The 21,681-nt window shown below is 40.5% G+C and carries 28 protein-coding genes; 10 read left to right on the top strand and 18 right to left on the bottom strand.

The window, feature by feature from the left end; genetic code table 11:
• Positions 1-188 precede the first annotated feature (188 nt).
• The 3 genes from NSQ36_RS08835 (at position 189) to NSQ36_RS08825 (ending at position 2,065) form a co-directional block, all read left to right on the top strand.
• Positions 189-1,367 (top strand): MFS transporter, encoded by a 1,179-nt coding sequence (locus NSQ36_RS08835; RefSeq protein ID WP_253622574.1) that lies wholly within the window; start codon positions 189-191, stop codon positions 1,365-1,367.
• Between the two features lie 193 nt (positions 1,368-1,560).
• Positions 1,561-1,896: a hypothetical protein gene (locus NSQ36_RS08830; RefSeq protein ID WP_003210975.1), complete on the top strand. Its 336-nt coding sequence runs from the start codon at positions 1,561-1,563 to the stop codon at positions 1,894-1,896.
• A gap of 43 nt (positions 1,897-1,939) precedes the next feature.
• Complete coding sequence (locus NSQ36_RS08825; RefSeq protein WP_003210976.1) at positions 1,940-2,065, top strand: hypothetical protein; 126 nt, start codon at positions 1,940-1,942, stop codon at positions 2,063-2,065.
• Positions 2,066-2,119: 54 nt separating this feature from the next.
• Here NSQ36_RS08825 and parC read toward each other — a convergent pair whose 3' ends face one another.
• From parC to NSQ36_RS08810, 3 genes are all read right to left on the bottom strand, one after another.
• Positions 2,120-4,558 carry a DNA topoisomerase IV subunit A gene (gene parC / locus NSQ36_RS08820; RefSeq protein ID WP_251190484.1) on the bottom strand — a complete coding sequence of 813 codons (2,439 nt, stop codon included), beginning with the start codon at positions 4,556-4,558 and terminating at the stop codon, positions 2,120-2,122.
• A gap of 2 nt (positions 4,559-4,560) precedes the next feature.
• The gene (gene parE, locus NSQ36_RS08815; protein WP_095117801.1) at positions 4,561-6,528 is read right to left on the bottom strand and encodes a DNA topoisomerase IV subunit B; all 1,968 of its coding nucleotides are present in this window, start codon (positions 6,526-6,528) and stop codon (positions 4,561-4,563) included.
• Between the two features lie 416 nt (positions 6,529-6,944).
• Positions 6,945-7,358 (bottom strand): CoA-binding protein, encoded by a 414-nt coding sequence (locus NSQ36_RS08810; protein WP_050944892.1) that lies wholly within the window; start codon positions 7,356-7,358, stop codon positions 6,945-6,947.
• A 154-nt stretch (positions 7,359-7,512) separates the two neighbouring features.
• Between NSQ36_RS08810 and plsY the strand changes: the two genes are divergently transcribed.
• Together plsY and NSQ36_RS08800 are read left to right on the top strand one after the other, a co-directional pair.
• On the top strand, positions 7,513-8,094 hold the full coding sequence (plsY, locus tag NSQ36_RS08805; protein ID WP_003212462.1) for a glycerol-3-phosphate 1-O-acyltransferase PlsY: 582 nt from the start codon (positions 7,513-7,515) through the stop codon (positions 8,092-8,094).
• A 99-nt stretch (positions 8,095-8,193) separates the two neighbouring features.
• Positions 8,194-8,481, top strand: a complete 288-nt coding sequence (locus tag NSQ36_RS08800) for a HesB/YadR/YfhF family protein (protein WP_003210876.1) — start codon at positions 8,194-8,196, stop codon at positions 8,479-8,481.
• A gap of 39 nt (positions 8,482-8,520) precedes the next feature.
• Here NSQ36_RS08800 and NSQ36_RS08795 read toward each other — a convergent pair whose 3' ends face one another.
• From NSQ36_RS08795 to acnA, 7 genes are all read right to left on the bottom strand, one after another.
• On the bottom strand, positions 8,521-8,832 hold the full coding sequence (locus tag NSQ36_RS08795) for a hypothetical protein (protein ID WP_113387039.1): 312 nt from the start codon (positions 8,830-8,832) through the stop codon (positions 8,521-8,523).
• 3 nt (positions 8,833-8,835) lie between these two features.
• Positions 8,836-9,258, bottom strand: coding sequence for a thioesterase family protein (locus tag NSQ36_RS08790; RefSeq protein ID WP_003211985.1), 423 nt, complete (start codon positions 9,256-9,258; stop codon positions 8,836-8,838).
• A gap of 103 nt (positions 9,259-9,361) precedes the next feature.
• Positions 9,362-9,604, bottom strand: a complete 243-nt coding sequence (gene tlp / locus NSQ36_RS08785; protein ID WP_003211760.1) for a small acid-soluble spore protein Tlp — start codon at positions 9,602-9,604, stop codon at positions 9,362-9,364.
• A 13-nt stretch (positions 9,605-9,617) separates the two neighbouring features.
• On the bottom strand, positions 9,618-9,761 hold the full coding sequence (locus NSQ36_RS08780) for an acid-soluble spore protein N (protein ID WP_008357830.1): 144 nt from the start codon (positions 9,759-9,761) through the stop codon (positions 9,618-9,620).
• 51 nt (positions 9,762-9,812) lie between these two features.
• Positions 9,813-9,938, bottom strand: coding sequence for an FbpB family small basic protein (locus NSQ36_RS08775; protein ID WP_003211002.1), 126 nt, complete (start codon positions 9,936-9,938; stop codon positions 9,813-9,815).
• A 71-nt stretch (positions 9,939-10,009) separates the two neighbouring features.
• On the bottom strand, positions 10,010-10,513 hold the full coding sequence (locus tag NSQ36_RS08770) for a TlpA disulfide reductase family protein (protein ID WP_050944895.1): 504 nt from the start codon (positions 10,511-10,513) through the stop codon (positions 10,010-10,012).
• A 72-nt stretch (positions 10,514-10,585) separates the two neighbouring features.
• Positions 10,586-13,315, bottom strand: coding sequence for an aconitate hydratase AcnA (gene acnA, locus NSQ36_RS08765; protein WP_003212077.1), 2,730 nt, complete (start codon positions 13,313-13,315; stop codon positions 10,586-10,588).
• 220 nt (positions 13,316-13,535) lie between these two features.
• On the opposite strand from acnA, the gene sspO reads away from it, so the two are divergent.
• The 4 genes from sspO (at position 13,536) to NSQ36_RS08745 (ending at position 15,038) form a co-directional block, all read left to right on the top strand.
• Positions 13,536-13,682: a small acid-soluble spore protein O gene (gene sspO / locus NSQ36_RS08760; protein WP_113387037.1), complete on the top strand. Its 147-nt coding sequence runs from the start codon at positions 13,536-13,538 to the stop codon at positions 13,680-13,682.
• Between the two features lie 16 nt (positions 13,683-13,698).
• Complete coding sequence (locus NSQ36_RS08755) at positions 13,699-13,845, top strand: small acid-soluble spore protein P (RefSeq protein WP_012010105.1); 147 nt, start codon at positions 13,699-13,701, stop codon at positions 13,843-13,845.
• Positions 13,846-13,947: 102 nt separating this feature from the next.
• Complete coding sequence (locus NSQ36_RS08750) at positions 13,948-14,349, top strand: spore coat protein (RefSeq protein ID WP_050944897.1); 402 nt, start codon at positions 13,948-13,950, stop codon at positions 14,347-14,349.
• A gap of 260 nt (positions 14,350-14,609) precedes the next feature.
• Positions 14,610-15,038, top strand: coding sequence for a DUF2621 domain-containing protein (locus NSQ36_RS08745; protein ID WP_044141405.1), 429 nt, complete (start codon positions 14,610-14,612; stop codon positions 15,036-15,038).
• A gap of 172 nt (positions 15,039-15,210) precedes the next feature.
• On the opposite strand, the gene NSQ36_RS08740 is transcribed toward NSQ36_RS08745, so the two are convergent.
• Positions 15,211-15,693 (bottom strand): CcdC protein domain-containing protein, encoded by a 483-nt coding sequence (locus tag NSQ36_RS08740; RefSeq protein WP_050944898.1) that lies wholly within the window; start codon positions 15,691-15,693, stop codon positions 15,211-15,213.
• 94 nt (positions 15,694-15,787) lie between these two features.
• Entirely contained in the window at positions 15,788-16,495 is a 708-nt protein-coding gene (locus tag NSQ36_RS08735; RefSeq protein ID WP_113387035.1) for a cytochrome c biogenesis protein CcdA, read from the bottom strand.
• Positions 16,496-16,709: 214 nt separating this feature from the next.
• Between NSQ36_RS08735 and NSQ36_RS08730 the strand changes: the two genes are divergently transcribed.
• A complete protein-coding gene (locus NSQ36_RS08730) occupies positions 16,710-16,877 on the top strand; it encodes an aspartyl-phosphate phosphatase Spo0E family protein (RefSeq protein WP_003211291.1) in 168 nt (55 codons plus the stop codon).
• A gap of 263 nt (positions 16,878-17,140) precedes the next feature.
• On the opposite strand, the gene NSQ36_RS08725 is transcribed toward NSQ36_RS08730, so the two are convergent.
• From NSQ36_RS08725 to yneA, 6 genes are all read right to left on the bottom strand, one after another.
• Positions 17,141-17,359 carry a YneF family protein gene (locus NSQ36_RS08725; RefSeq protein ID WP_003212379.1) on the bottom strand — a complete coding sequence of 73 codons (219 nt, stop codon included), beginning with the start codon at positions 17,357-17,359 and terminating at the stop codon, positions 17,141-17,143.
• Positions 17,360-17,443: 84 nt separating this feature from the next.
• Positions 17,444-17,890: a sporulation inhibitor of replication protein SirA gene (sirA, locus tag NSQ36_RS08720; protein WP_003212113.1), complete on the bottom strand. Its 447-nt coding sequence runs from the start codon at positions 17,888-17,890 to the stop codon at positions 17,444-17,446.
• A 198-nt stretch (positions 17,891-18,088) separates the two neighbouring features.
• Entirely contained in the window at positions 18,089-20,092 is a 2,004-nt protein-coding gene (gene tkt / locus NSQ36_RS08715) for a transketolase (protein WP_137054580.1), read from the bottom strand.
• 187 nt (positions 20,093-20,279) lie between these two features.
• Positions 20,280-20,510 (bottom strand): DUF896 domain-containing protein, encoded by a 231-nt coding sequence (locus tag NSQ36_RS08710; RefSeq protein ID WP_212046465.1) that lies wholly within the window; start codon positions 20,508-20,510, stop codon positions 20,280-20,282.
• 69 nt (positions 20,511-20,579) lie between these two features.
• A complete protein-coding gene (locus tag NSQ36_RS08705; protein ID WP_003211322.1) occupies positions 20,580-21,227 on the bottom strand; it encodes a recombinase family protein in 648 nt (215 codons plus the stop codon).
• A 17-nt stretch (positions 21,228-21,244) separates the two neighbouring features.
• Entirely contained in the window at positions 21,245-21,556 is a 312-nt protein-coding gene (yneA, locus tag NSQ36_RS08700; protein WP_003211955.1) for a cell division suppressor protein YneA, read from the bottom strand.
• Positions 21,557-21,681: the final 125 nt, after the last annotated feature.

Below are 21,681 nucleotides of genomic sequence, written 5' to 3'. Positions count from 1 at the left end.
TCATATTGATCCTCTCCTCCCCTTTTTCTTTATTTTACCTTCTCTTCAGAAGAATTTGTGAAGGCATGATTTCTTTTGAATAGAATTGGCCATGTTCCTGCCATAGGTTATTTACGAATCGACCCGTCTCATTTATAATCGAGTAGATTTGTTCAGTAACAGATACATCTTTAAATGTGAGGGATTACATGGAATTAAAGTGGTATAAAGCAATCATCATCATTTTCACGATGTCTGGTATTTCCATTTCCACATGGTTTTCACGGACACCAGAAGTGAGAGATTTATTACAAGCCAATACAGGAACGATGGGACTCATTTTACTCGGATTATCCGTTGGTTCAATTGTTGGGCTTGTTCTTTCAAATGTATTTGTTCGAAAAAAAGGCGGACGATTGGCAATTGTGATTAGTGCTTTTTTGATGTTTCTTGGATTCACCACTCTTGCTATTGGTTCGACCCTCTCTTCTATCTTTGTCGTCACGGCCGGGCTATTTCTTTTTGGAGCAGGCTCAGGGATGTGCAATGTGGCGATGAACCTAGAAGGGACAGAAATTGAATACAGGATTAAGAAAACCATTTTGCCTATATTGCACGCTTCCTTTAGCATTGGCACTTTAATTGGAGCAGGTGCTGGCATTCTTTTTATTCATCTAGGGATCTCTGTGTTGATTCATTTACTTGTCATTGCCCTTCTCTTCTTTCTCAGCATCCTAATTTGTACCCGGTATATTCCGCATGGGACTGGAATGGATCAGCATGAGAAGCAGTCGCAGTCAGATACAATAGATGATACTCAAACGCCATGGCTGAATAAACGTACGGTCTCTCTTGCGATGATCGCCTTATGTCTTGCGTTTGTCGAAGGGTCTGCTAATGATTGGATTCCACTTGCAATGGTGGATGGATACCAGGTTTCACATTCCATGAGTACCGTCATCTATGCATTATTTTTATGCGGGATGATTAGCGGCAGATTAATCAGCGGACGTTTGATCGACCGTTTCGGCAGGGTGTTATTGCTAAGAGTTGCGATTGTATCAGCTGCTGCTGGACTATTCTTGGTCATTTTAAAGATTTCACTTGTGGTATGTATGATATCGATCTTTTTATGGGGACTTGGCGCTTCTTTAGGCTTCCCGCTAACCATTTCTGCAGCTGGTGATGATAGCCGGTACGCCGTGAAACGCGTCAGCATTGTGACCTTATCAGGTTACACCGCCTCTCTTTCTGGACCGCCTATATTAGGGCTGCTTGCCAATCAAGTAGGATTGCTTCATGCCTTTATTTTTGTGTTATTCGCCATATGTATTGCAGGAATCTTTACAAAAGCTGTCGCAAAACCGCGTACATCACAAGTTCACTAAAAGTGTCTGATCCTCGATCATGGCACTTTTTTTAAATTAAAAAATAAAATTGAAACCTTTCATGAAGTGAAACAGTCCTATAAATGTCCTGATGTTTATCGCTTTTTTAAAGAGGGAAAGTAAAAAAATAAGACTTTTCAAATAACAGAAAACGTGGTAAGATCATGAAAATAAACAGGAAGGGGTGAGATAAATGAAAAAAAATATGCTGCTAAAATTAGCTGTCTTATTCATAGCACTCGCAAGTTTTCATTTGTTCTCAATGCCTCATTCCGTTCAGGTATACCATCATGCAAAGGTGGTTGCCGATCAAGAATCACATGAGATGAAAATCGCTCAGACCATGGGCGATGAAAAGAAACAAAAACATGTGAGCGCAGTATTTGCCGCATTTACAGTACTGCTGATGATTGGCAGTATGACAGCTGGATTTGCACGCATCACTCATACTGATCAATATGACCGGAAAAAGAAGCATTTACTTGCAGTGTTCTATCAATCTTCTTATTTCCGACTATCTCGTGTTTAACCCAACCATCTAAATCAAAACAAAAATTGGGAGGTTTTACACGATGTTATTTTTCTTAAGAGTATTCATTCTAGGTCTATTCTCTGTCACTTCACTTTCTCTTTTCGTCTACCAAGGAATTGAAGTAGTGCACGCCATTACAAACATGTTTGGCAGCCACGAGAGCTAAATGACCCGTATATAAAAGAAACCCCCTGTTTATCGCAGGGGGTTTTTCGTTTGCTTATTTATTGTCATCTGGTGCAGGTTGAGGTGTGACAAGGACATGCGTTACTTCTCCCTGCTCTTCCTCATCTACAATAAATGATCCATTGCTATAACGGTCATTCGCTCTGAGAGTAGAGATATCAAGCGGAATCGTTGCACCCTTCTCTGTATCCATTTCAAGTGTGTCGTGCAGTGATGCAGCAATGACAGCCACAATACGATGCGGGTTTTTCTTTAATTCTCTTAGCATCAGAACTCCGCGTTTGGCTCTAGATGTTTTATCAAATTCAGAGAGGTTCATTCGCTTCACAGCCCCTCTTTGTGTCGTCAACACAAGAACATCGTTTTTCGGATCAATGATCTGGCCAGAGACTACTTCGTCCCCGTCCTTCAAGTTGATGCCTTTAACACCAGCCGCTCTCGGACCAACAACACTTACTTCTTCTTCATCAAACCACAATCCGTAGCCATTTTTCGTCGCAATAAACAATTCCTGCTGTCCTGTTGTCACATGGACATCCACGAGTTCATCGTCCCCTTTTAGGTTCAAGGCGACAAGCGGTTTTGAATAGCGCTGCGCTTTATATTGAAGAAGCTCTGTTTTTTTCACCATTCCGCCCTTTGTAAAGAACAGCAGATACGATGTTTCATCAAATTCTTTAATTGGAATGGCTTTTTGGATGGATTCATCACGATCAATAGAAATGATATTCGTAATATGCTGCCCCATGTCTTTCCATCGTATGTCTGGCAGCTGATGCACAGGACAATAAATGTAGCTCCCTTTATTCGTAAACAATAGAAGGACATCTGTTGTGTTCATTTCAAACTGATGAATCAGGCGGTCTGTATCCTTCATGCCAAAGTCCTTACCGTTAGATGCAGCATAGGAGCGCTGGCTTGTCCGTTTGATGTACCCATCCTTCGTCACCGTGACGTAAACATCCTCTGAGGCAATCATCACTTCTAGGTTAATCTTAATTTCTTCGATTTTTTCCTCAATGACAGATCGTCTCTCATCAGCATATGTCTTTTTGAGCTTTTTCAAACTGTTTGTAATGACCTTTAGCAGCTTTTTCTCGTTACCTAAAATGTCTTCAAGTTCTGCTATACGCACATCAAGCTCACTTGCTTCGTCTCTTAATTGCGTAATATCCGTATTCGTTAAACGATATAACTGGAGGGAAACAATCGCTTCTGATTGTGCTTCTGTAAAGTCATATTTATCCATCAAGTTGTTTTTCGCATCTCGCTTATCATTAGAAGAGCGGATTGTGGCAATGACTTCATCTAAGATGGATAGCGCCTTAATTAATCCGTCTACAATATGGTGGCGTTCCTTCGCTTTTCGAAGCTCATATGCTGAGCGATTCGTCACCACTTCTTTTTGATGAGCAATATATGCATCAAGTATAGTTGTGAGCGTCATTAAGGTTGGTCTACGATTATGTATCGCCACCATATTAAAGTTATACGGGATTTGCAGATCTGAGTTTTTATATAAGAAATTCAAAACACCATTTGCATCTGCTTCTTTTTTCAGCTCTACTACGATTCGAAGCCCAGTCCGGTCAGTCTCGTCTCGAACCTCTGAAATTCCTTCCACTTTTCTTTCAATTCGGAACTCGTCCATCTTTTTGACAAGGTTGGCTTTATTCACTTCATAAGGAATCTCTGTGATCACAATTTGCTGGCGCCCGCCGCGGATGGTTTCAATCTCCGCTTTTCCCCGAATCATGATCTTTCCTTTGCCTGTTTCATAGGCCTTCTTAATGCCGTCTACCCCTTGAATGATACCGCCTGTTGGGAAATCTGGACCTTTGATGACCGTCATTAAGTCCTCAACCGTACAATGCGGCTGTTCGATTCGTTTAATGACACCATCAATCACTTCTCCTAGATGATGCGGCGGGATATCAGTGGCATAACCAGCAGAAATCCCTGTTGATCCATTCACGAGAAGGTTTGGAAACATTGCTGGTAAAACAACTGGCTCCTTGCTTGTATCATCAAAGTTTGCGACAAACTCGACCGTTTCCTTGTCTAAGTCCTTTAATAGCTCTGAAGCAATCGCAGATAGCCTTGCTTCCGTATAACGCATGGCAGCAGGCGGATCACCATCGATACTCCCGTTATTTCCATGCATCTCAATGAGCACATTCCGTACTTTCCAATCCTGACTCATTCTCACCATCGCTTCATAAACAGATGAGTCACCGTGCGGATGATAGTTACCAATCACGTTACCGACTGTTTTCGCGGCTTTACGGAAGTTTTTATCTTGCGTGTTTCCTTCTGCGTACATCGCATATAAAATTCTTCGTTGTACAGGCTTTAGTCCATCTCGCGCATCTGGAAGCGCGCGGTCTTGGATAATATATTTACTATAGCGACCAAACCGGTCTCCGATTACTTCTTCTAATGGTAAATCATGAAATCGTTCTTGTTGTGCCATGTTTAAACCTCCTCAGCTAGCGACAAGTTTTCATTTTCAAGAATGTTGCTTTCCTCATCAAGTCCAAAGGCGACATTCTTTTCAATCCATTTACGACGTGGTTCTACTTTGTCACCCATCAATGTCGTGACGCGGCGTTCCACACGTGCAGCATCGTCGATTTTAACCCTGACAAGTGTTCTCGATTCTGGATTCATTGTCGTTTCCCATAGCTGGTCGGCGTTCATTTCACCTAAACCTTTATAGCGCTGAATCGTGTACCCTTTTCCAACTTTCTTCAGTACGTCGTCCATTTCTTCATCAGACCATGCGTACTCAATAACTTCTTTTTTTCCTGAGCCTTTGCTGACTTTATATAAAGGTGGTAGTGCAATAAACACTTTACCATGCTCAATCAGCGGCTTCATATAGCGGTAGAAGAACGTGAGCAGAAGCACTTGTATATGCGCTCCATCCGTATCAGCATCTGTCATGATCACGATTTTGTCATAATTGATGTCTTCTACATTAAAATCGACACCGACGCCTCCACCGATCGCATGAATAATGGTGTTGATTTCTTCATTTTTGAAAATATCAGCAAGTTTCGCTTTTTCTGTGTTAATGACCTTTCCACGAAGCGGCAGCACCGCTTGGAATTTACGGTCACGTCCTTGTTTTGCTGACCCGCCCGCTGAGTCGCCCTCTACTAGGTACAATTCATTTCTTGCGGGGTTTCTAGATTGAGCAGGTGTTAATTTACCGCTCAGTGTTGCTTCGGACTTTTTCCGTTTCTTGCCGCTCCTTGCTTCTTCACGTGCTCTTCTAGCAGCTTCTCTTGCCTGCTGCGCTTTAATCGCTTTTCTCACAAGAAGAGTCGCTGTTTCACGGTTTTCTTCAAGGAAATAAGCCAGCTTTTCAGAAATAACAGCATCAACAGCTGAGCGAGCCTCACTTGTCCCAAGCTTTCCTTTTGTCTGCCCTTCAAATTGAAGCAGTTCTTCAGGAATTCTGACAGAAATAATAGCTGACAGCCCTTCGCGAATATCAGTGCCCTCTAAATTTTTGTCTTTTTCTTTTAAAAGGGCTACTTTGCGCGCATATTCATTAAAGGCTCTTGTCATCGCCGTTTTGGCACCAGACTCATGCGTACCGCCATCTTTTGTTCTCACGTTATTGACGAAAGAAAGAATATTTTCCGAGTAGCCGTCATTGAATTGAAATGCAAAGTCTACTTCGATGGATTGATGCTCTCCTTCAAATGAGACCACTTCACTCAGAACATCTTTTTCTTCATTTAAATAAGCAACGAAGGCTTCAATGCCCGTCTCATAATAAAAGGTTTCTTGTACATCATGTCGTTCATCAATCAGCTCTATTTTTAATCCTTTCAATAAAAAGGCAGATTCTCTTAAACGTTCTGATAATGTATCGAAATTATAGGTTGTAACGCTGAACATCGATCGATCTGGTTTAAAATGAATCAGTGTTCCCGTTTTTTTCGTTTTTCCGACTTTTTCAAGTGATGTGGCAGGCTTTCCGCCGTTTTCAAAGCGCTGATGATAAATAAAGCCATCACGTTCAATTGTGACAGTAAGCCACTCTGACAGCGCGTTTACAACAGATGCCCCAACTCCGTGAAGCCCACCACTTGTTTTATATCCGCCTTGACCAAATTTTCCGCCTGCGTGAAGGACCGTTAAAATGATCTCAGGTGTCGGTTTTCCAAGCTTATGCATACCAGTAGGCATCCCGCGTCCTTTATCCTGGACGGAAATGCTATTATCTTTATGTATTTTGACAACGATATGATCTCCATGGCCAGCGAGTACTTCATCGACAGAGTTGTCTACAATCTCATAGACAAGGTGATGAAGACCGCGTGAATCCGTTGACCCAATATACATTCCTGGACGTTTACGGACCGCTTCAAGTCCCTCTAGCACCTGAATAGAATCATCGTTATAATCTACTTGCTGCTTTTTAACCAAATGCTTAATCCCCTTTCACTAACAAACATAACCGGCAAACCATCAAATGATCTCTCTAGATTTTAATGATGATCATGCTGCTCATTACTGTCCACTTTAATAAGCTGCATCATCACCATGCATGTATGGTTCAACAAAACATGCTCCTTTGCACGGCTATGAGAATGTTCTACATTCTGCAATGAGAACTAGAAGTCCATTATAAACAAGACTGTTTGATAAGCCAAATGCAATCATATGATGATTTTTACAAAACGGAACAAATGTTCTGTTTTTTATCTTATCGCTCTTTTGCTTGTTATGCAAGATCACCGATATGTCCCTGTCGCCTTATTTTATCGCTTTCTTCTAGAATCGCAAATATATTTCTGTAACAAAAAAGCAAAAATCCTTGAAAACCAAGGATTTTTGACGATTTAATGAGTTTTTGTCATTGCATGAGCCACCTTGATACATACATCCATGATGGCGACCTTGCCATTTTCCTCAATCAGCCTTTTCGCTTCTTCGTGATAGATGCCTTGCTGCGCCCAAAAAACAGGTGCGTCTATTTCAAGAAATTCTTCTGCTACCTCGGGCAAAAACTCTGAACGTCTAAAAACATTCACGATATCAACAGGCTCTTTGATATCTTTTAGTGAAGCGACTGCTTTCACACCAAGTGCTTCATCGATCGTTGGATTCACCGGAATGATCTCATAACCGGCATCCTGCATCGCTTTAGACACCATATATGACGTTCGGTGCGGTTGATCTGATAAACCAACAACAGCAATTCGTTTACTGCTTTTTAATATGCGGCCAATTTCTTGTTTCGAAGGATGATTCATCCAAACACCCCTTTTCCTCTATTTTAGCGAACTTCTGCTTAAAAACAAAGCTGAATCCATCTGCTTTTGATTTTTTCAAAAAAAGATCCCCATGTTTTTCATAAGATCATGTTAAAATGTAAGACAAGAGGGAGAATATAAAGGAGTTATGCAGATGTTAATTGCTTTGATGTTTATTTTGGCTTATCTTCTCGGCAGTATTCCATCCGGTCTCATTGTCGGGAAAGCTGCAAAGGGTATTGATATCCGTGAACATGGCAGCGGCAACCTAGGTGCGACGAATGCATTTCGTACGCTTGGCGTAAAAGCAGGGTCTATCGTTATTTCTGCTGATATTTTAAAGGGGACTCTCGCTTCTGCTTTACCGTTTTTCATGCAACTGGACATTCATCCCTTATTAGTAGGGGTTGCTGCTGTTATTGGTCACAGCTTTCCTATCTTTGCAAAATTTAAAGGGGGAAAAGCAGTCGCTACATCTGGCGGCGTGTTATTATTTTATGCCCCATTCTTATTTATCACGATGATCGCTGCTTTTTTCTTATTTTTATACATTAGTAAATATGTTTCATTATCATCTATGCTGACCGGCATCTATACATTCATTTACAGCATATTCACCAAAGACGTATTCTTAATCATTGTTGTTGCCGTTCTTGCTGGTTTTGTGATCTACAGACACATCGCCAACCTCAAACGAATCCTCAACAAAACTGAACCGAAAATCAAATGGCTCTAGCCGTTTCATAAGTTTCATTCTGTGGTAAAAGTAAAGAAAAGCTGTTTTTTGCATCCTGCATTTTAAAAAACAGCATGACTTCAAAAAGGGGCGATCACATTGAAATTAACGATAAAAGAAGATGCACTTAATTGGTACAAGGATGAATTAGATTTAGAAAAAGGTGATCAAGTTCGCTTTTTTGTGAGATATGGCGGGTGCAGTAATGTACAAAAAGGCTTTTCTCTCGGCGTCGCAAAAGATGAACCTCAAAATGCCGGCGCAACCGCTGAAATAGAAGGTATTACTTTCTTTGTAGAAGAAAGTGATATTTGGTATTTTGACAACCATGATCTGCATATTGATTATAACGAGTCTGTAAAAGAACCAGAATTTCATTATGAATAAACAAAAAAGATACCTCATCCCTCGGGTATCTTTTTTGTTTTATCCTTCAATATATAGTCCATACTCCTGAATGTTTCCTAAAGACCGCTCCTTTTGCAGGATTCTTTTTTGTGGTTCACCGATCAAGTCAAAGTGAGGAAACCCTGCGCGGTCATGAACCCATTCTTTTTTAAGTCCATGCTTTTCTCCCCATTCAATTAACTGCTTCATATCCTGACAGGCTGCTTTAGTGACGGTATTAGCATGCGGGAAACGGTCATCAAGCCAATAATGAGTTAAAAAGGCCATTTTTCCCTGCTGAACAGCTGATTTCCACGCATTTAGATCGCTTCTTTTAAGACCAAACGCCATAAGTTAAACCTGCTTCTTCGACTGTTCATATACTTTGTGCCAGGCAGGAAATGCTTTTCTAAATTGAATAGGTCTAAAGGTGTCTTTGTCTACACAAATATGCGAGGTTGTCCCTGTAATCGCTGTTTGTCCATCAGGCTTTTGAATTTCGTAGCCATACACCGTTTTGAGTCCATTGTATTCTTCAATCCAAGTATGAACGGTCGCTGTTTCACCGTACAGGAGTGGTTTTTTATATTTCACCTGCAAATCTATAACGGGTGCAAGAGCGCCGTCTGCTTCTAGCTGCGCATAGGAAAATCCTAATTCTTTAATCAGTGCTGTTCTGCCGACTTCCATCCAGATTAAATAATTGGCATGATACACAATGCCCATTTGATCTGTTTCTGCATAACGGACTTCTATTTCTTTTTTAGATACATACACGTTTTCATCGCTCTCCTATCAAAACCTAATATCTCTGCCATTTTACCACAATCGAAATGGTTCTTCTAAAAGGAGGCAATAAAATAAACCAGGGATCCCTGGTTTATTCAGTATAGCCATTTTTTCTTGCTGCTTCTTCGTCCTTGATTTCAGAACGCATCGCATCTATGCTCATTTTTCGATTTTCATTTTTTTGCTTAATCATCTGTTTTTCTTGATCTGTCGAAAGGGCCATCGCTGCTTCAGATTCATCGATATTGTCAAGGGTGTTTTCAATCATATCTTGCAGCTTTTCAACATTATCAGAACGATCATCTGGATTGGATTGATATGACTTTCCATTCATCTTGATTCCCTCCTTATTCGCCCTTCGTCTGTATCACATCAGGCTGTTCATTTGATTTATTATGCATCTTTTTACCTTTATTGCGTTTGTATGCTACAGGTTTTGTCCCTAAATGGTCTGGTGTAAACTGCGCTTGTTTATCATGCTCTCTACCCATCATTCATCCCTCCCTCTTCTTTAGGATGAACGAAAAAGGATAATTCATAACTTATTTCTGTCTAAATCGCTCTTCCAACTTTTCTTCAAGCTGGTTTAAAAATTCCTCATTGCTTAATAATTCTTTTTTATTTTCAAGTACAAGCTCTTCAAATGTACGTCGTTTTCTTCTTCTCATTGTACTCACCTCCAGTGTTTGTATTTCATTTTCGCCAAAACATTTAGAAAATAAGCAAAAAAGCTGAATCATTATAGATCCAGCTCTTGCTCAATTTCTTTTTTTGTCAGCATTTGATGCTTCACAGACATGATGCGTCCTTTTTCATCTAATATGTATGTTGTTGGGTATGAAAGCACCTGATATCGTGCTTGAATGCCTTTTTGATCCAATAAAATAGGAAAGCTCAGCTTTAATTCATCTGCAAATGCTGCAACATGATCTTCACTTTTTTCAGTGGTCGTTAAATTCACTGCAAGTACTTCGACCTGATCATATTCGCTTCTAATTGCGTCTAGATCCGGCATTTCTGTCCTGCATGGCTTACACCATGTCGCCCAAAAATTGACGAGCACCTTTTTCCCTTTGTAATCAGATAACGAGGCCGTTTGACCATCAAGGGTTTTAAGTTCAAAATCAGGGGCTTGATCCCCTTTTTCAAGACCGATTGCGGGCTCTTTTGGTTCAAGTAAATTCCACACAAGTAAACCAATCAACACAAGTAAAACAGCGCTTGCTATTCCTTTTTTCCACATGATTGATCCTCCACTATTTTAAAAAAGAAGAGAAAGCTATCTAGGCGCCTTCTCTTCTTTGCTGTATGAGTATTAGTTGCTTGCCAATTTTTCACGAAGTACCATTTGAAGGATACCACCATGACGATAGTAGTCAATTTCGACTTCACTGTCAAAGCGAACAACCACTTCAAATGTTTTCTCATTGCCATCTGTATCAATTGCTTTCACAGTGACAAGATCACGTGGACGAACTGTTTCATCAACTTCAACTTCAAATGTTTCTGTTCCTGTTAGTCCATAAGTTTCTGCACTTTCTCCGTCTTTAAACTGTAACGGAAGTACACCCATGAAGACAAGGTTACTTCTGTGGATACGCTCAAAGCTTTCAGCAAGAACGAATTTAATTCCAAGAAGGTTTGTTCCTTTTGCAGCCCAGTCACGGGAAGAACCCATTCCGTAGTCTTTACCTGCTAAAATCGCAAGACCTGTGCCATCTTCTTTATAACGCATGCATGCATCATAGATGGATGTCACTTCACCAGTTGGCCAGTACGTTGTATATCCGCCTTCTGTTCCTGGTGCGATTTGGTTCTTAATACGGATGTTTGCAAAAGTACCTCTCATCATGACATGGTGGTTACCACGGCGAGATCCATATGAGTTAAAGTCTCTAGGAGATACGCCTCTTTCTTGCAAGTATTTACCCGCAGGTGTGTCTTTACCAATCGCTCCAGCAGGAGAAATATGGTCAGTTGTCACAGAGTCACCGAACTTCGCAACGACGCGCAAGCCTTTAAGCGGTTCAACTTTACCAGGCTCGACTGATAAGTTTTCAAAGAATGGCGGGTTGTCAATGTATGTGGAATTTTCATCCCATTTATACAACGCATCATCTGTCGTTTTAATTTCATTCCAGCGGTCATTGCTGTCAAATACAGTTTCATACTCTGAACGGAAGAGTTCAGGTGTGACTGTGCTTTTCACGACACTGTTGATTTCGTCCATTGATGGCCAAATGTCATTGAAATAAACGTTCTCACCGTTTTTATCCACACCGATAGGGTCTTTTGTTAAATCAATATTCACCGTGCCAGCAAGTGCATACGCCACAACTAATGGTGGAGATGCAAGGTAGTTTCCTTTCACAAGCGGATGGATACGTCCTTCAAAGTTACGGTTACCTGATAAAACAGAAGTGATCAGCAGATCATTTTCAGAGACAGCATCCTCAATTTCTTGTGCAAGCGGTCCTGAGTTACCGATACATGTTGTACAGCCATACCCAACGATGTTAAATCCTAGGTCTCTTAAGTATGGAAGAAGTCCTGAGTTCACGAGGTATCCTGTCACAACCTTAGAACCTGGCGCTAGTGACGTTTTCACGTAGTTTGGCACCTTCATGCCAAGCTCACTTGCTTTCTTCGCAACAAGACCTGCTCCGATTAAGACGTAAGGGTTTGATGTATTCGTACAGCTCGTAATCGCTGCAATCGCAATCGCACCTGTCTTCATCACAGCCTTTTCACCATTTGCTAGATCAAATTCAATTTGTTTATCCAGCTCTGATTTTTCTAATCCAAACCCTTGGTTACCGGCTGGGCTTTCGATGTGCTGATGGAACGTCTCTTTCATTTCTGAAAGTGGAATCAAATCTTGTGGACGCTTTGGACCAGATAAGTTTGATTCAATTTTAGAAAGATCAATTTCCACAACATCCGTAAAAATTGGGTCCTCTACATCTGGCGTATAGAATAAGCCATTTGCGCGAGAATATTCTTCAACGATATTAATTTGCTCTTCATCACGTCCAGTAAGGCGAAGGTAAGCAAGAGCTTCCTCATCTACTGGGAAGAATCCGCAAGTAGCCCCGTATTCAGGCGCCATATTCGCAATCGTTGCACGATCTGCTAGCGGCAACTGTGCAACACCTGGTCCGAAGAACTCAACGAACTTGTTCACTACGCCTTTTTCACGCAGAACTTGTGTCACTTTTAATGCAAGGTCAGTTGCAGTCGTTCCGTTTGGAAGCTCTCCAACTAATTTAGCACCAATGACTTCTGGTACTGGGAAGTATGAAGGCTGACCGAGCATACCAGCTTCCGCTTCAATACCGCCAACGCCCCATCCAAGTACGCCGATACCGTTGATCATGGTTGTATGAGAGTCAGTACCAACCAATGTATCTGGGTAAGTGATGATCTCGCCATCTTCTTCAATCGCATGAACAACACTTGCAAGGTACTCTAAGTTTACTTGGTGAACAATCCCTGTTGCAGGCGGAACAGCTTGATAGTTATTAAACGCTTTCTTTGCCCAGCTAAGGAAGTTATAACGCTCTGCGTTACGTTCGAATTCTAAATCCATGTTAATGTTTAATGCATCTTCAGTTCCAGCTTTATCAACTTGTACTGAGTGATCAATAACAAGGTCAACTGGAATTTCAGGGTTGATTTTATCCGGATCCCCACCTACATCTGCCATTGCTTTTCTTAATGAAGCAAGGTCAACGACGGCTGGTACACCCGTGAAGTCTTGTAAAATAACACGAGAAGGTTTAAATGGAACATCAATTTCTTTGACCTCGGCAGTTCCCCATTTTGCCAAGTTTTCAACGTGTTCCTTTTTGATCACTCTACCGTCTACTTGGCGAAGCACTGATTCTAAAAGTACCTTAATGGAATAAGGCAGCTTAGAAACATTTCCGATTCCTTGTTTCTCTAGTGCTTCTAACGAATAATAGTGATACGTTTTCCCATTTGTCGAAAACGTTTTTCTAGATTGAAAAGCGTCTTGTTTAGCGACTTGCTGCTGTTTCGACATATCCAAAATCCCCCTTTTGATGATCAAGATCAATTTCAATTCTCAGAAAAATCGTCGTATTTCACCACAATTTTCTCACAATTTCATCTTAAAACAAATTCATACATAAGTAAATAACAATGCTTTTATTAAATTCAATAAGTTTATCTTATCACTAGGAAATGATTACTCTTCATAATCCAAGCAGGGCAGGTTCATACTACAATTGAGGTGATAGAACATGACAAAACGTAAAGCAAATCATGTGATTGAGGGCATGAATGCAGCCAAAAGCCAAGGTAATGGTGCAGGCTATATTGAAAATGACCAACTCGTTTTAACAGAAGAACAAAGACAAAACAATAAAAAACGTAAAAAAAATCAATAGGAAAGGAGCAAGCATCATGACGAATAAAAACACAGGAAAAGACATCCGTCAAAACTCGCCTAAGGAGCATCAAAGCGGACAGCCTGAGCCATTATCAGGCAGTAAAAAAGTAAAAAACCGCAACCATACAAGACAAAAGCACAATTCTCATCACGATATGTAAACATTCTCCTCTCATCCCGTGGCAAAACGGAATGTTTTAGGTCTTTCACACATTTCAGTTCTCAACATATCATTTATTATGAGATGTGATGGAGGAGTGTCTATGGAGAATGAAAAGCAATCGAATTCCTCTGATTTTCTAGAAATAGATGATTGGCTCAATGTTTTAATGGATGATCCATTTGCCTGGTATGATGAACACCTCCCAATTGACCTTTATGAAACAAGCCGTGATTATATTATTGAGATTGATGTCTCCACCCTATCGATCACCGATGTAAAGCTGACCTTCGCTGGACATGAGCTGACTCTCTGTTGCACGGTACAAAAGCCAAATGTTGAAGGCGAACAGCCAATTGAAAAAAGTGTCATGCTCCCTTTTTATTTGAACGACAAAGAGATTGAAACAGAATACGAAAACCGAATCATTTCGATAAGAATTAAAAAAAGTTCCGACCATCCACGCGGGGCATTTTCCTTTCAAATCCCGCACTTCAAACATTAAGAGCCCACCTTCATTTGGTGGGCTCTCTTCCGTTCGTGTCAAGTCAATACCTTTTGCGAACCACCATGGCCAAATAGTAGAGTCGCTATATGATAAGGTATTCTTTTTCTACTAGATGGTTTGGGTCTTTCTAGTAAATGGGCAGTTATGAATGAAAAAAGGCGTTCATAGAGATGAGAGACATACATTTTTGTTATTTTCTTCTATCATCGCTTCATGTAAAATAAGATAGAGAGACGAGGGGTATAAGGAGTGAGAACATGTTAAGCGGCTGGTTTTTGTGGTTCATTTTATTTTGGGGTACGGTGATGATCGGATTACTCGCAATCGGTGGCTTTTTTATGTTTCGCAAATTTTTAAAACGATTGCCGAAGGAAGATGGGAAATCAGAGCTTGATTGGCAGGATGAATATATTCAAAAGAGCCTCCACCTATGGCGGGAAGAAGACAAACAGCTTTTAAATGAGCTTGTATTACCTGTTCCAGAGCTGTTTAGAGATGTCGCCAAAGAAAAGATTGCAGGAAAAATTGGCGAGCTGGCTTTAAAAGAACAAGCTGCCAGCATTAATTTAGACTTAATCATTCGCGGCTATATTATCGCTACACCAAAGCGTGATCATAAGTTTTTATTGAAGCGCCTTCAAGAAAAAAACATCGATCATACGCCATATGAAGCATTATTAAAATAACCTCCTTTATAAAAAGGAGGTTCAGCGTGTAGACAAACCCTCGCATTCTTTGTCAGTCCTGTGCGCTGGTGCTCACCCTTCCTAGACTTCAAAGGTTTTCTATCACACTGAAAAGAAAGAAGACAAAGGGCTAAAATAAAGATCATTTTAGCCCTTTGTCAACAATCTGGGTTTAATTCATTTGAACCTGCTGCGGATCTAATTGCTTAGACAGCTTTCTAAACGACAAATACATGGCAACGCGCCAAGGTACAATCATGCCAAAGGCAAGTATCCAAAACATTCCGCTTAGAGAGCCATAATCAATAGAAGAACTCAGGATCGTCTTCATCCCGATACGAAGAACAAGAAGTCCAATGAGAATAAATACAAATGCTTTTGAACGCTTTAAGTAAATCTCGTTCCCTCTAATTTCAAACTTCGATGTTTTGATTAAAAAGATGGAGAAAAACATCCCCACTGTGATCGCTTCAAGAAATTCAGCTCCAGTTACTCGAAACATAGGAACAAAAAACATCAAAGCTCCAGTGCTCATGAAAATAGGAGGTAATATAATTTTTTTCGCGGTTGCCGGTTTTGCAGATGACTTAATGCGAATAAACATGACGGCTACCGCCATACATATTGCAATTATAGAAGAGATTAAGACCATCATATCAAATCATTCCTTTATTCTTTAAGGTCAGCCTATGTATAATATACTCCAATTGACGAAAAAAAACCATTCGCCGCGACTGTAGAAAACGATTTCAAAAGCCTGTAAATCCGCCAAACAAGGATGAGAACATGATGATAATCCATGTGAGGAGATCAAAGAACAGCAATATCCCTACCACAATCATAATGATCCCGCCAATTTTCATGATGAGCTGCTGACGCTTTCTGATCCACGCCATTTTCGTAATGAAAAAGGAGAGAACAAAAAAGGGAACGCCAAATCCAAATACATACGCAATCATATAAGGCACAGCCGACTCAGGATTGTTACTCGCCAGTGCGATAACAGCAGATAAAATAGGTCCTGTACAAGGTGTCCAACCAGCGGCAAAGCCCATTCCAATGAGAATCGATCCAAAAAAACCAGCAGGTCGGTTTTTGAACTGCATTCTCTTTTCGCCCATGAGGAAAGAAGGCTGAAATACACCAAGCGTCATAAAACCAAAGAAAATAATGAGGATAGCTCCAACCTGGCGAATCGCTTGATGGTAATCATCAAAAAACTTCCCAACAAACGATGTCCCAAAGCCTATCGCAATAAAGATAATAGAGAAACCAATTAAAAAGAATAAGGTATGAAGCAGACTTCTTCTTCTCAGCATCACCTTCTCAGATTTCACTTCATCCATACTAACGCCCGTAATATAAGATAAAAACGCTGGATAAAGCGGCAGACAGCACGGTGAGATAAAAGAAAGGAATCCTGCTCCGAAAGCTAAAAAGTAATTCAAATCTGTCAAAAAAACACCCCCTTCTTACAATATACAATAAGAGATGACAAAATCATTTCATTTTTTTTACATCCTCTCAATAAAGATGGTCTATTCTCTTAAAACCTTATATAATTTAATTTGACATCGAGATAACGAATCCTTTAAATTTGAAAATAAACCTGAAAATGGATATAATAGAATCGATTCTTTTTATCAAGATTTGCATGAAAGGAACATGACTTTGGTAAAAACATCATTATTAACTCAAATCGAAGAAAAAAGAGAAGAGCTGATGAAAGTTGTGATGCACAATGGGATGACCTCAACAGTGACCATCGAACATAGCCAGCAGCTAGATCATCTCCTCTTACAATATCAACGACACTTACACTCAAACTCAGCCAACTAATCATATCTCATGATATTTATCATGCTGCACGATTTTTAGAACAGTTGATATGTGTGACCATAAACGAAACAAAAACCTCTGATAACAGGGGTTTTTGTTTTTTTACAGGAAGCTGACGCCAAAATAAAAACCACCTTCCCTGCTTCATTTAGGCAAGTACAGTGGTTTTAAAGCGTCTGATGAAGGTGAATTCAATAAAGAAAGGACAACGCTTGTCCATTCTTTATAACCATGTTCCATCTATGATCATAATATCGTACGTATTATTTCGCTTGGTTGTTCATGGCTTTCATCATTTGATTGATTTTCTTCTGGGACGGTTTCATGCCCATTTGCATCATCATCATTCGAAGCATTTGTTCATTAATTGGTGGATTCTTTTTCAAGTAGCTCATCATATACTTACGAGCAATAAAGAATCCGAGTGCAACTCCTGCAAGCAGTGCAACAACGCCTACAAGGATGACAACCCATAAATCCATAATTCTTCCTCCTTCATGTTGTCTCGTATAAAGTGTACTAAACAAAAGGCTATTATACAACATTTCACGTTCAATTTTATTTTTTTAAACAAAATTCCTCACTTTTACCGGATTGAGCCACCCGTGCTTCTTTGAACCGAAGTCCATCGCAAGGAAGCAAGGACTAATTTTTCTCAGCACTTCAAAAAACACTGCTTCTGCTTCATAACTACCGGTGGCAGACATTTGGATATAACGATCTTTTATGATAAATGCAGCCGTTCCTTTTCCATCAGGTAAGGAAGCGCTGTATATCGAGCCAATTTGTGTATAGTGAACGTTCGTTAAGTTGTTCATTAATCGCTGATGCATATGAAAAGCAGGGATTCGTTTCGTCACGTAATCCACTTGTTTCACAAGCATCACCAATTCATCTTCCGTGCGGTTCGTCCAGTGTAACGACTCAAACAAATGAAACAAAATTGATTCTCTGCCAAAATAATGATGCGCAAATTCATCCTCAATCCAATAAATATAATAATGGCGTTCCATGTCTATCCCTTCCTTTCACATTTCGTCAATCTCGTATATTGCTTGTATTATACAAAAATGTGAAAGAAAGAATTGTCTATATATGAAGCAAGAAGAAACTAGTTTTGTCAAAAAAACAAGAAAAAAGAAAAAAGTTTGCAGAGCGGATGAAAATGCTCTGCAAACAGATGAAAAAAAGCATGATGCTTGGAGACTTCGTTATTTGTTCAGCTTCGCTTTCACACGGCTGACGACATTACTGACCGTAAAGCCGTATTTCTCAATAATGGTTTCACCAGGTGCAGAAGCGCCAAATTTATCAATGGCAATTACGTCACCATCAAGACCAGTGTAACGCTCCCAGCCAAGTGAAGCCCCCATTTCAATCGCAATACGAGCCCGCACTGCTGTAGGAAGGACTGATTCTTTGTATTCGTCTGACTGCTGATCGAAACGATCCCATGCAGGAAGACTGACAACAGACGCGCGGATTCCTTCTTTCTCAAGTGCTTTTTGCGCTTCAATCGCTAAACCGACTTCAGATCCAGATGCGAGTAGAAGTGCTTCTGGCTGCGCATCAGCAGCTTCAACGACGACGTATCCACCCTTTTCTACTCCCTCATACGCCTTCTCAGGTGCTTGGTCAATCGTTGGAAGGTTTTGACGAGTCAGAACTAGTGCTGTCGGTTTATCCGTTGAAGATACAGCCAGTTTCCACGCTGCAGCTGTTTCGTTTCCATCCGCAGGGCGAATGACAGAAAGGTTCGGCATCGCACGTAATGAAGCAAGCTGTTCAACCGGCTCATGCGTCGGACCATCTTCACCAACAGCGATACTGTCATGAGTAAAGACATAAGTGACTGGAAGTCCCATTAAGGCAGCAAGACGAATCGCTGGTCTTAAGTAATCTGAGAAAACAAAGAACGTTCCGCCGAATACACGAAGGCCGCCGTGAAGCGCCATACCGTTTAACGCGGCACCCATTGCAAATTCTCTGACGCCGAACCAAATGTTCTTACCAGCATAATGATCTTTACCAAAATCGTCTGTGTTTTTAATCGTTGTTTTGTTTGAACCTGCAAGGTCAGCAGACCCGCCAATGAAGAAAGGTACTTGCTTCGCAATGCCATTTAATACTTCGCCTGAAGAAGCGCGGGAGGCAAGACTTGAACCTGCTTCATAAACAGGAACCTCTTGATCCCAATTCTCAGGAAGCTTTCCTTCAATCGCAAGCTGCAATTGAGCTGCAAGCTCAGGGTATTCTTTTTCATATTGCGCAAATAGTTCATTCCAAGCTGCTTCTTTTTTCTGACCAGCGTCTTTTACAGCTTCTTTGAAATGATCGTACACTTCAGAAGGTACATGGAAATCTTCTTCAAACGTCCAAGAGTAAGCTTCCTTCGTCAGCTTGGCTTCGTCGCTGCCAAGTGGTGCACCATGCACACCAGAAGTTCCTGCACGGTTTGGCGATCCGAAACCGATTGTTGTTTTCACTTCAATCAGTGTAGGTCTGTCTGTGCTTTGTTTTGCCTTTTCGATAGCAGCCGTCACTTCTTCAATGTTGTTGCCGTCTTTCACATAAAGAACTTCCCAGTTCATCGCTTCAAAACGATTCTTCACATTTTCAGAGAATGAACGATCTAGGTCGCCATCTAAAGAAATATCATTTGAATCATAAAGGACAATTAAACGGCCTAAGCCTAAATGACCAGCAAGGGAAGCAGCTTCAGAGGAAATTCCCTCCATTAAGTCTCCATCTCCGCAAATGCTGTATGTATAGTGATCTACAACATTAAAGTTGTCTTTGTTATACGTTTCCGCAAGATGTCTTTCTGCAAGTGCCATACCAACTGCCATGGCAATCCCCTGTCCTAAAGGACCTGTTGTAGCATCGACGCCCTCTGTATGTCCAAATTCAGGATGTCCAGGTGTTTTGCTACCCCATTGGCGGAATTGTTTTAGATCATCGATGCTCAAGTTGTATCCGCTTAAATGAAGCATGCTATATAGAAGCATAGAACCATGTCCCGCAGATAATACAAAACGGTCTCTGTTAAACCAATTTGGGTTTTGCGGACTTACGTTTAAGTGATTCGTCCATAAAGCGTATGCCATTGGCGCAGCACCCATCGGCATTCCAGGGTGGCCGGAATTCGCTTTTTCAATTGCGTCTATGGAGAGAGTACGTATTGTTGCAATAGATTTCAATTCAATCGTTTCCATATAAATCCCCTTCCGTATCTTGTGTACACCATTATCATAAATCTACTGTCCTTTTTTCACAACTATTTCACGCTGAAAAAGAGTGATTTTGTCACATTTAGTTTATCGATCACCTAAAAAGTTATGCAAATATGAAAAAAGATGAGAATATCCTTCCCATCTTTTCAAAATTCAAGAAACCGAAAACTTAATGAAGGTTTTGATCTCTTTCTCTTTTTAATTTTTCTGGTGTGACATCGTTTCCTTCAGGGTCAACGATTTTCACGGTTTTAAGTGTATTTTTCATAGAAGAACGAAAAGCTTTTAAATACTCTTCTCTTAATTGCTTTTGTTCTGTTTTTTCATCGTCTGACAAACCGGTCTCTTTTGACTTTTTTGAAAGCTCATTGATTCTTGCAAGCTGATTTTTAGAAATCATGACTAACTCCTTTAAAGCATTTTCTCTACATACTACTAAATATCAATCATTTTGACAACAAATCAAGCTTTAGGTGGTCAGACCTTTTTCATATTCTTGATACCTTCTATGGACCGTTGCTTTTGAAATGTCGAAACCTAGTGCCTGAAGAGTTGCTGCGATTTCTGCGAAGGTCATGTTATTTTTTCTTAATCGAACAATTTCTGAAATCGGCACTTCAATACGCTCACGGCCAGGCGCATGATCCTGCTGTTTTAAATTCAGTTCGGGCTGATACCCTCGTTCAACGGCTCTTCTCATTCCCCGCTTGATTTTCAGGTTATGAATTTTTCGTTGATACTCTTCAACGACTCCTACGATCTCAATCACCATTTCATCTGCTTCTGAAAGCTCAAGTTCGCCTCTATGAAACGTACTGTACACCTTCACATTCTCTTTAAAAAGACAATGAAGAAGCGCAATTTTTGCTTGTCCTCTTCCGAGACGTGTTTCATCCTGGATAAGAACAGCATCAATTGACTCTTCTTTTAGTGTAGCTAGCATATCAAACACACCATCGCGATCTAGATCATACCCGCTTGCTTTTTCTTTAATGACTTTAACCACATTCATCTTGTGCATAGCAGCTAAAGCTAGCAATTCTTCTTCTTGTCTCTTCAGCGAGGTTTCCTGCTCTTCTTTGACAGTGCTTACTCTCGCATAGATGATTGCATTCATGTCTTCAATCGACCTTTCTACTGTACTGTTGCAAGTTGATATACGACTGGATGCTCTTTTTTGACTGGTATGACAAGGATGTCACCAGGCTGGATTTCTGTTGAAGCAAGATCGTTGTGCTGAGTGACCCAGTCAATAAACGCATTTTTATCGATTGATTTGCTGTCGTTTACTTGATCAGCTAACCCCCAAAGAGTATCCCCTGATTGAACTTCTATTTTAACATACTGATTTGGATCATTATGGCTTGTGACTGCAATAAGTGAGAGAAATATGCCAACGATGAATGAGAATACCCCAATAAAAATAATAGATTCTTTTAACCTCATAATGTCATCTCTCCTAATAGAATGTGTGTTCGTTCTTTCTGACACTTATTATAAATACGAACAAACGTTTCTGTCAAACGTTTTTTTCGAACCTATGTTTGTACTGTTAGGAAAAACATGCTATA

It is taken from the genome of Bacillus sp. FSL W8-1143 (assembly GCF_037965155.1).
Classification (GTDB): Bacteria; Bacillota; Bacilli; order Bacillales; family Bacillaceae; genus Bacillus; species Bacillus pumilus.
The sequence above is the reverse complement of the archived record's forward strand: the minus strand, read 5'-3'. Positions and strand labels throughout refer to the sequence as shown.

Bases quoted from the DNA above. Each gene is read 5' to 3' on its own strand.
- sspO (WP_113387037.1), top strand. From the start codon at position 13,536: ATGACAAAACGTAAAGCAAATCATGTGATTGAGGGCATGAATGCAGCC.
- plsY (WP_003212462.1), top strand. From the start codon at position 7,513: ATGTTAATTGCTTTGATGTTTATTTTGGCTTATCTTCTCGGCAGTATT.
- NSQ36_RS08810 (WP_050944892.1), bottom strand. From the start codon at position 7,358: ATGAATCATCCTTCGAAACAAGAAATTGGCCGCATATTAAAAAGCAGT.
- NSQ36_RS08705 (WP_003211322.1), bottom strand. From the start codon at position 21,227: ATGAATGCAATCATCTATGCGAGAGTAAGCACTGTCAAAGAAGAGCAG.
- NSQ36_RS08750 (WP_050944897.1), top strand. From the start codon at position 13,948: ATGGAGAATGAAAAGCAATCGAATTCCTCTGATTTTCTAGAAATAGAT.
- NSQ36_RS08825 (WP_003210976.1), top strand. From the start codon at position 1,940: ATGTTATTTTTCTTAAGAGTATTCATTCTAGGTCTATTCTCTGTCACT.
- NSQ36_RS08770 (WP_050944895.1), bottom strand. From the start codon at position 10,513: ATGTGGAAAAAAGGAATAGCAAGCGCTGTTTTACTTGTGTTGATTGGT.
- acnA (WP_003212077.1), bottom strand. From the start codon at position 13,315: ATGTCGAAACAGCAGCAAGTCGCTAAACAAGACGCTTTTCAATCTAGA.
- NSQ36_RS08710 (WP_212046465.1), bottom strand. From the start codon at position 20,510: ATGATTTCTAAAAATCAGCTTGCAAGAATCAATGAGCTTTCAAAAAAG.
- NSQ36_RS08745 (WP_044141405.1), top strand. From the start codon at position 14,610: ATGTTAAGCGGCTGGTTTTTGTGGTTCATTTTATTTTGGGGTACGGTG.
- NSQ36_RS08755 (WP_012010105.1), top strand. From the start codon at position 13,699: ATGACGAATAAAAACACAGGAAAAGACATCCGTCAAAACTCGCCTAAG.
- NSQ36_RS08740 (WP_050944898.1), bottom strand. From the start codon at position 15,693: ATGATGGTCTTAATCTCTTCTATAATTGCAATATGTATGGCGGTAGCC.
- NSQ36_RS08775 (WP_003211002.1), bottom strand. From the start codon at position 9,938: ATGAGAAGAAGAAAACGACGTACATTTGAAGAGCTTGTACTTGAAAAT.
- yneA (WP_003211955.1), bottom strand. From the start codon at position 21,556: ATGAGGTTAAAAGAATCTATTATTTTTATTGGGGTATTCTCATTCATC.
- tkt (WP_137054580.1), bottom strand. From the start codon at position 20,092: ATGGAAACGATTGAATTGAAATCTATTGCAACAATACGTACTCTCTCC.
- NSQ36_RS08780 (WP_008357830.1), bottom strand. From the start codon at position 9,761: ATGGGTAGAGAGCATGATAAACAAGCGCAGTTTACACCAGACCATTTA.
- NSQ36_RS08725 (WP_003212379.1), bottom strand. From the start codon at position 17,359: ATGGATTTATGGGTTGTCATCCTTGTAGGCGTTGTTGCACTGCTTGCA.
- NSQ36_RS08830 (WP_003210975.1), top strand. From the start codon at position 1,561: ATGAAAAAAAATATGCTGCTAAAATTAGCTGTCTTATTCATAGCACTC.
- NSQ36_RS08795 (WP_113387039.1), bottom strand. From the start codon at position 8,832: ATGGCGTTTGGTCTTAAAAGAAGCGATCTAAATGCGTGGAAATCAGCT.
- tlp (WP_003211760.1), bottom strand. From the start codon at position 9,604: ATGAATGGAAAGTCATATCAATCCAATCCAGATGATCGTTCTGATAAT.
- NSQ36_RS08835 (WP_253622574.1), top strand. From the start codon at position 189: ATGGAATTAAAGTGGTATAAAGCAATCATCATCATTTTCACGATGTCT.
- sirA (WP_003212113.1), bottom strand. From the start codon at position 17,890: ATGGAACGCCATTATTATATTTATTGGATTGAGGATGAATTTGCGCAT.
- parC (WP_251190484.1), bottom strand. From the start codon at position 4,558: ATGGCACAACAAGAACGATTTCATGATTTACCATTAGAAGAAGTAATC.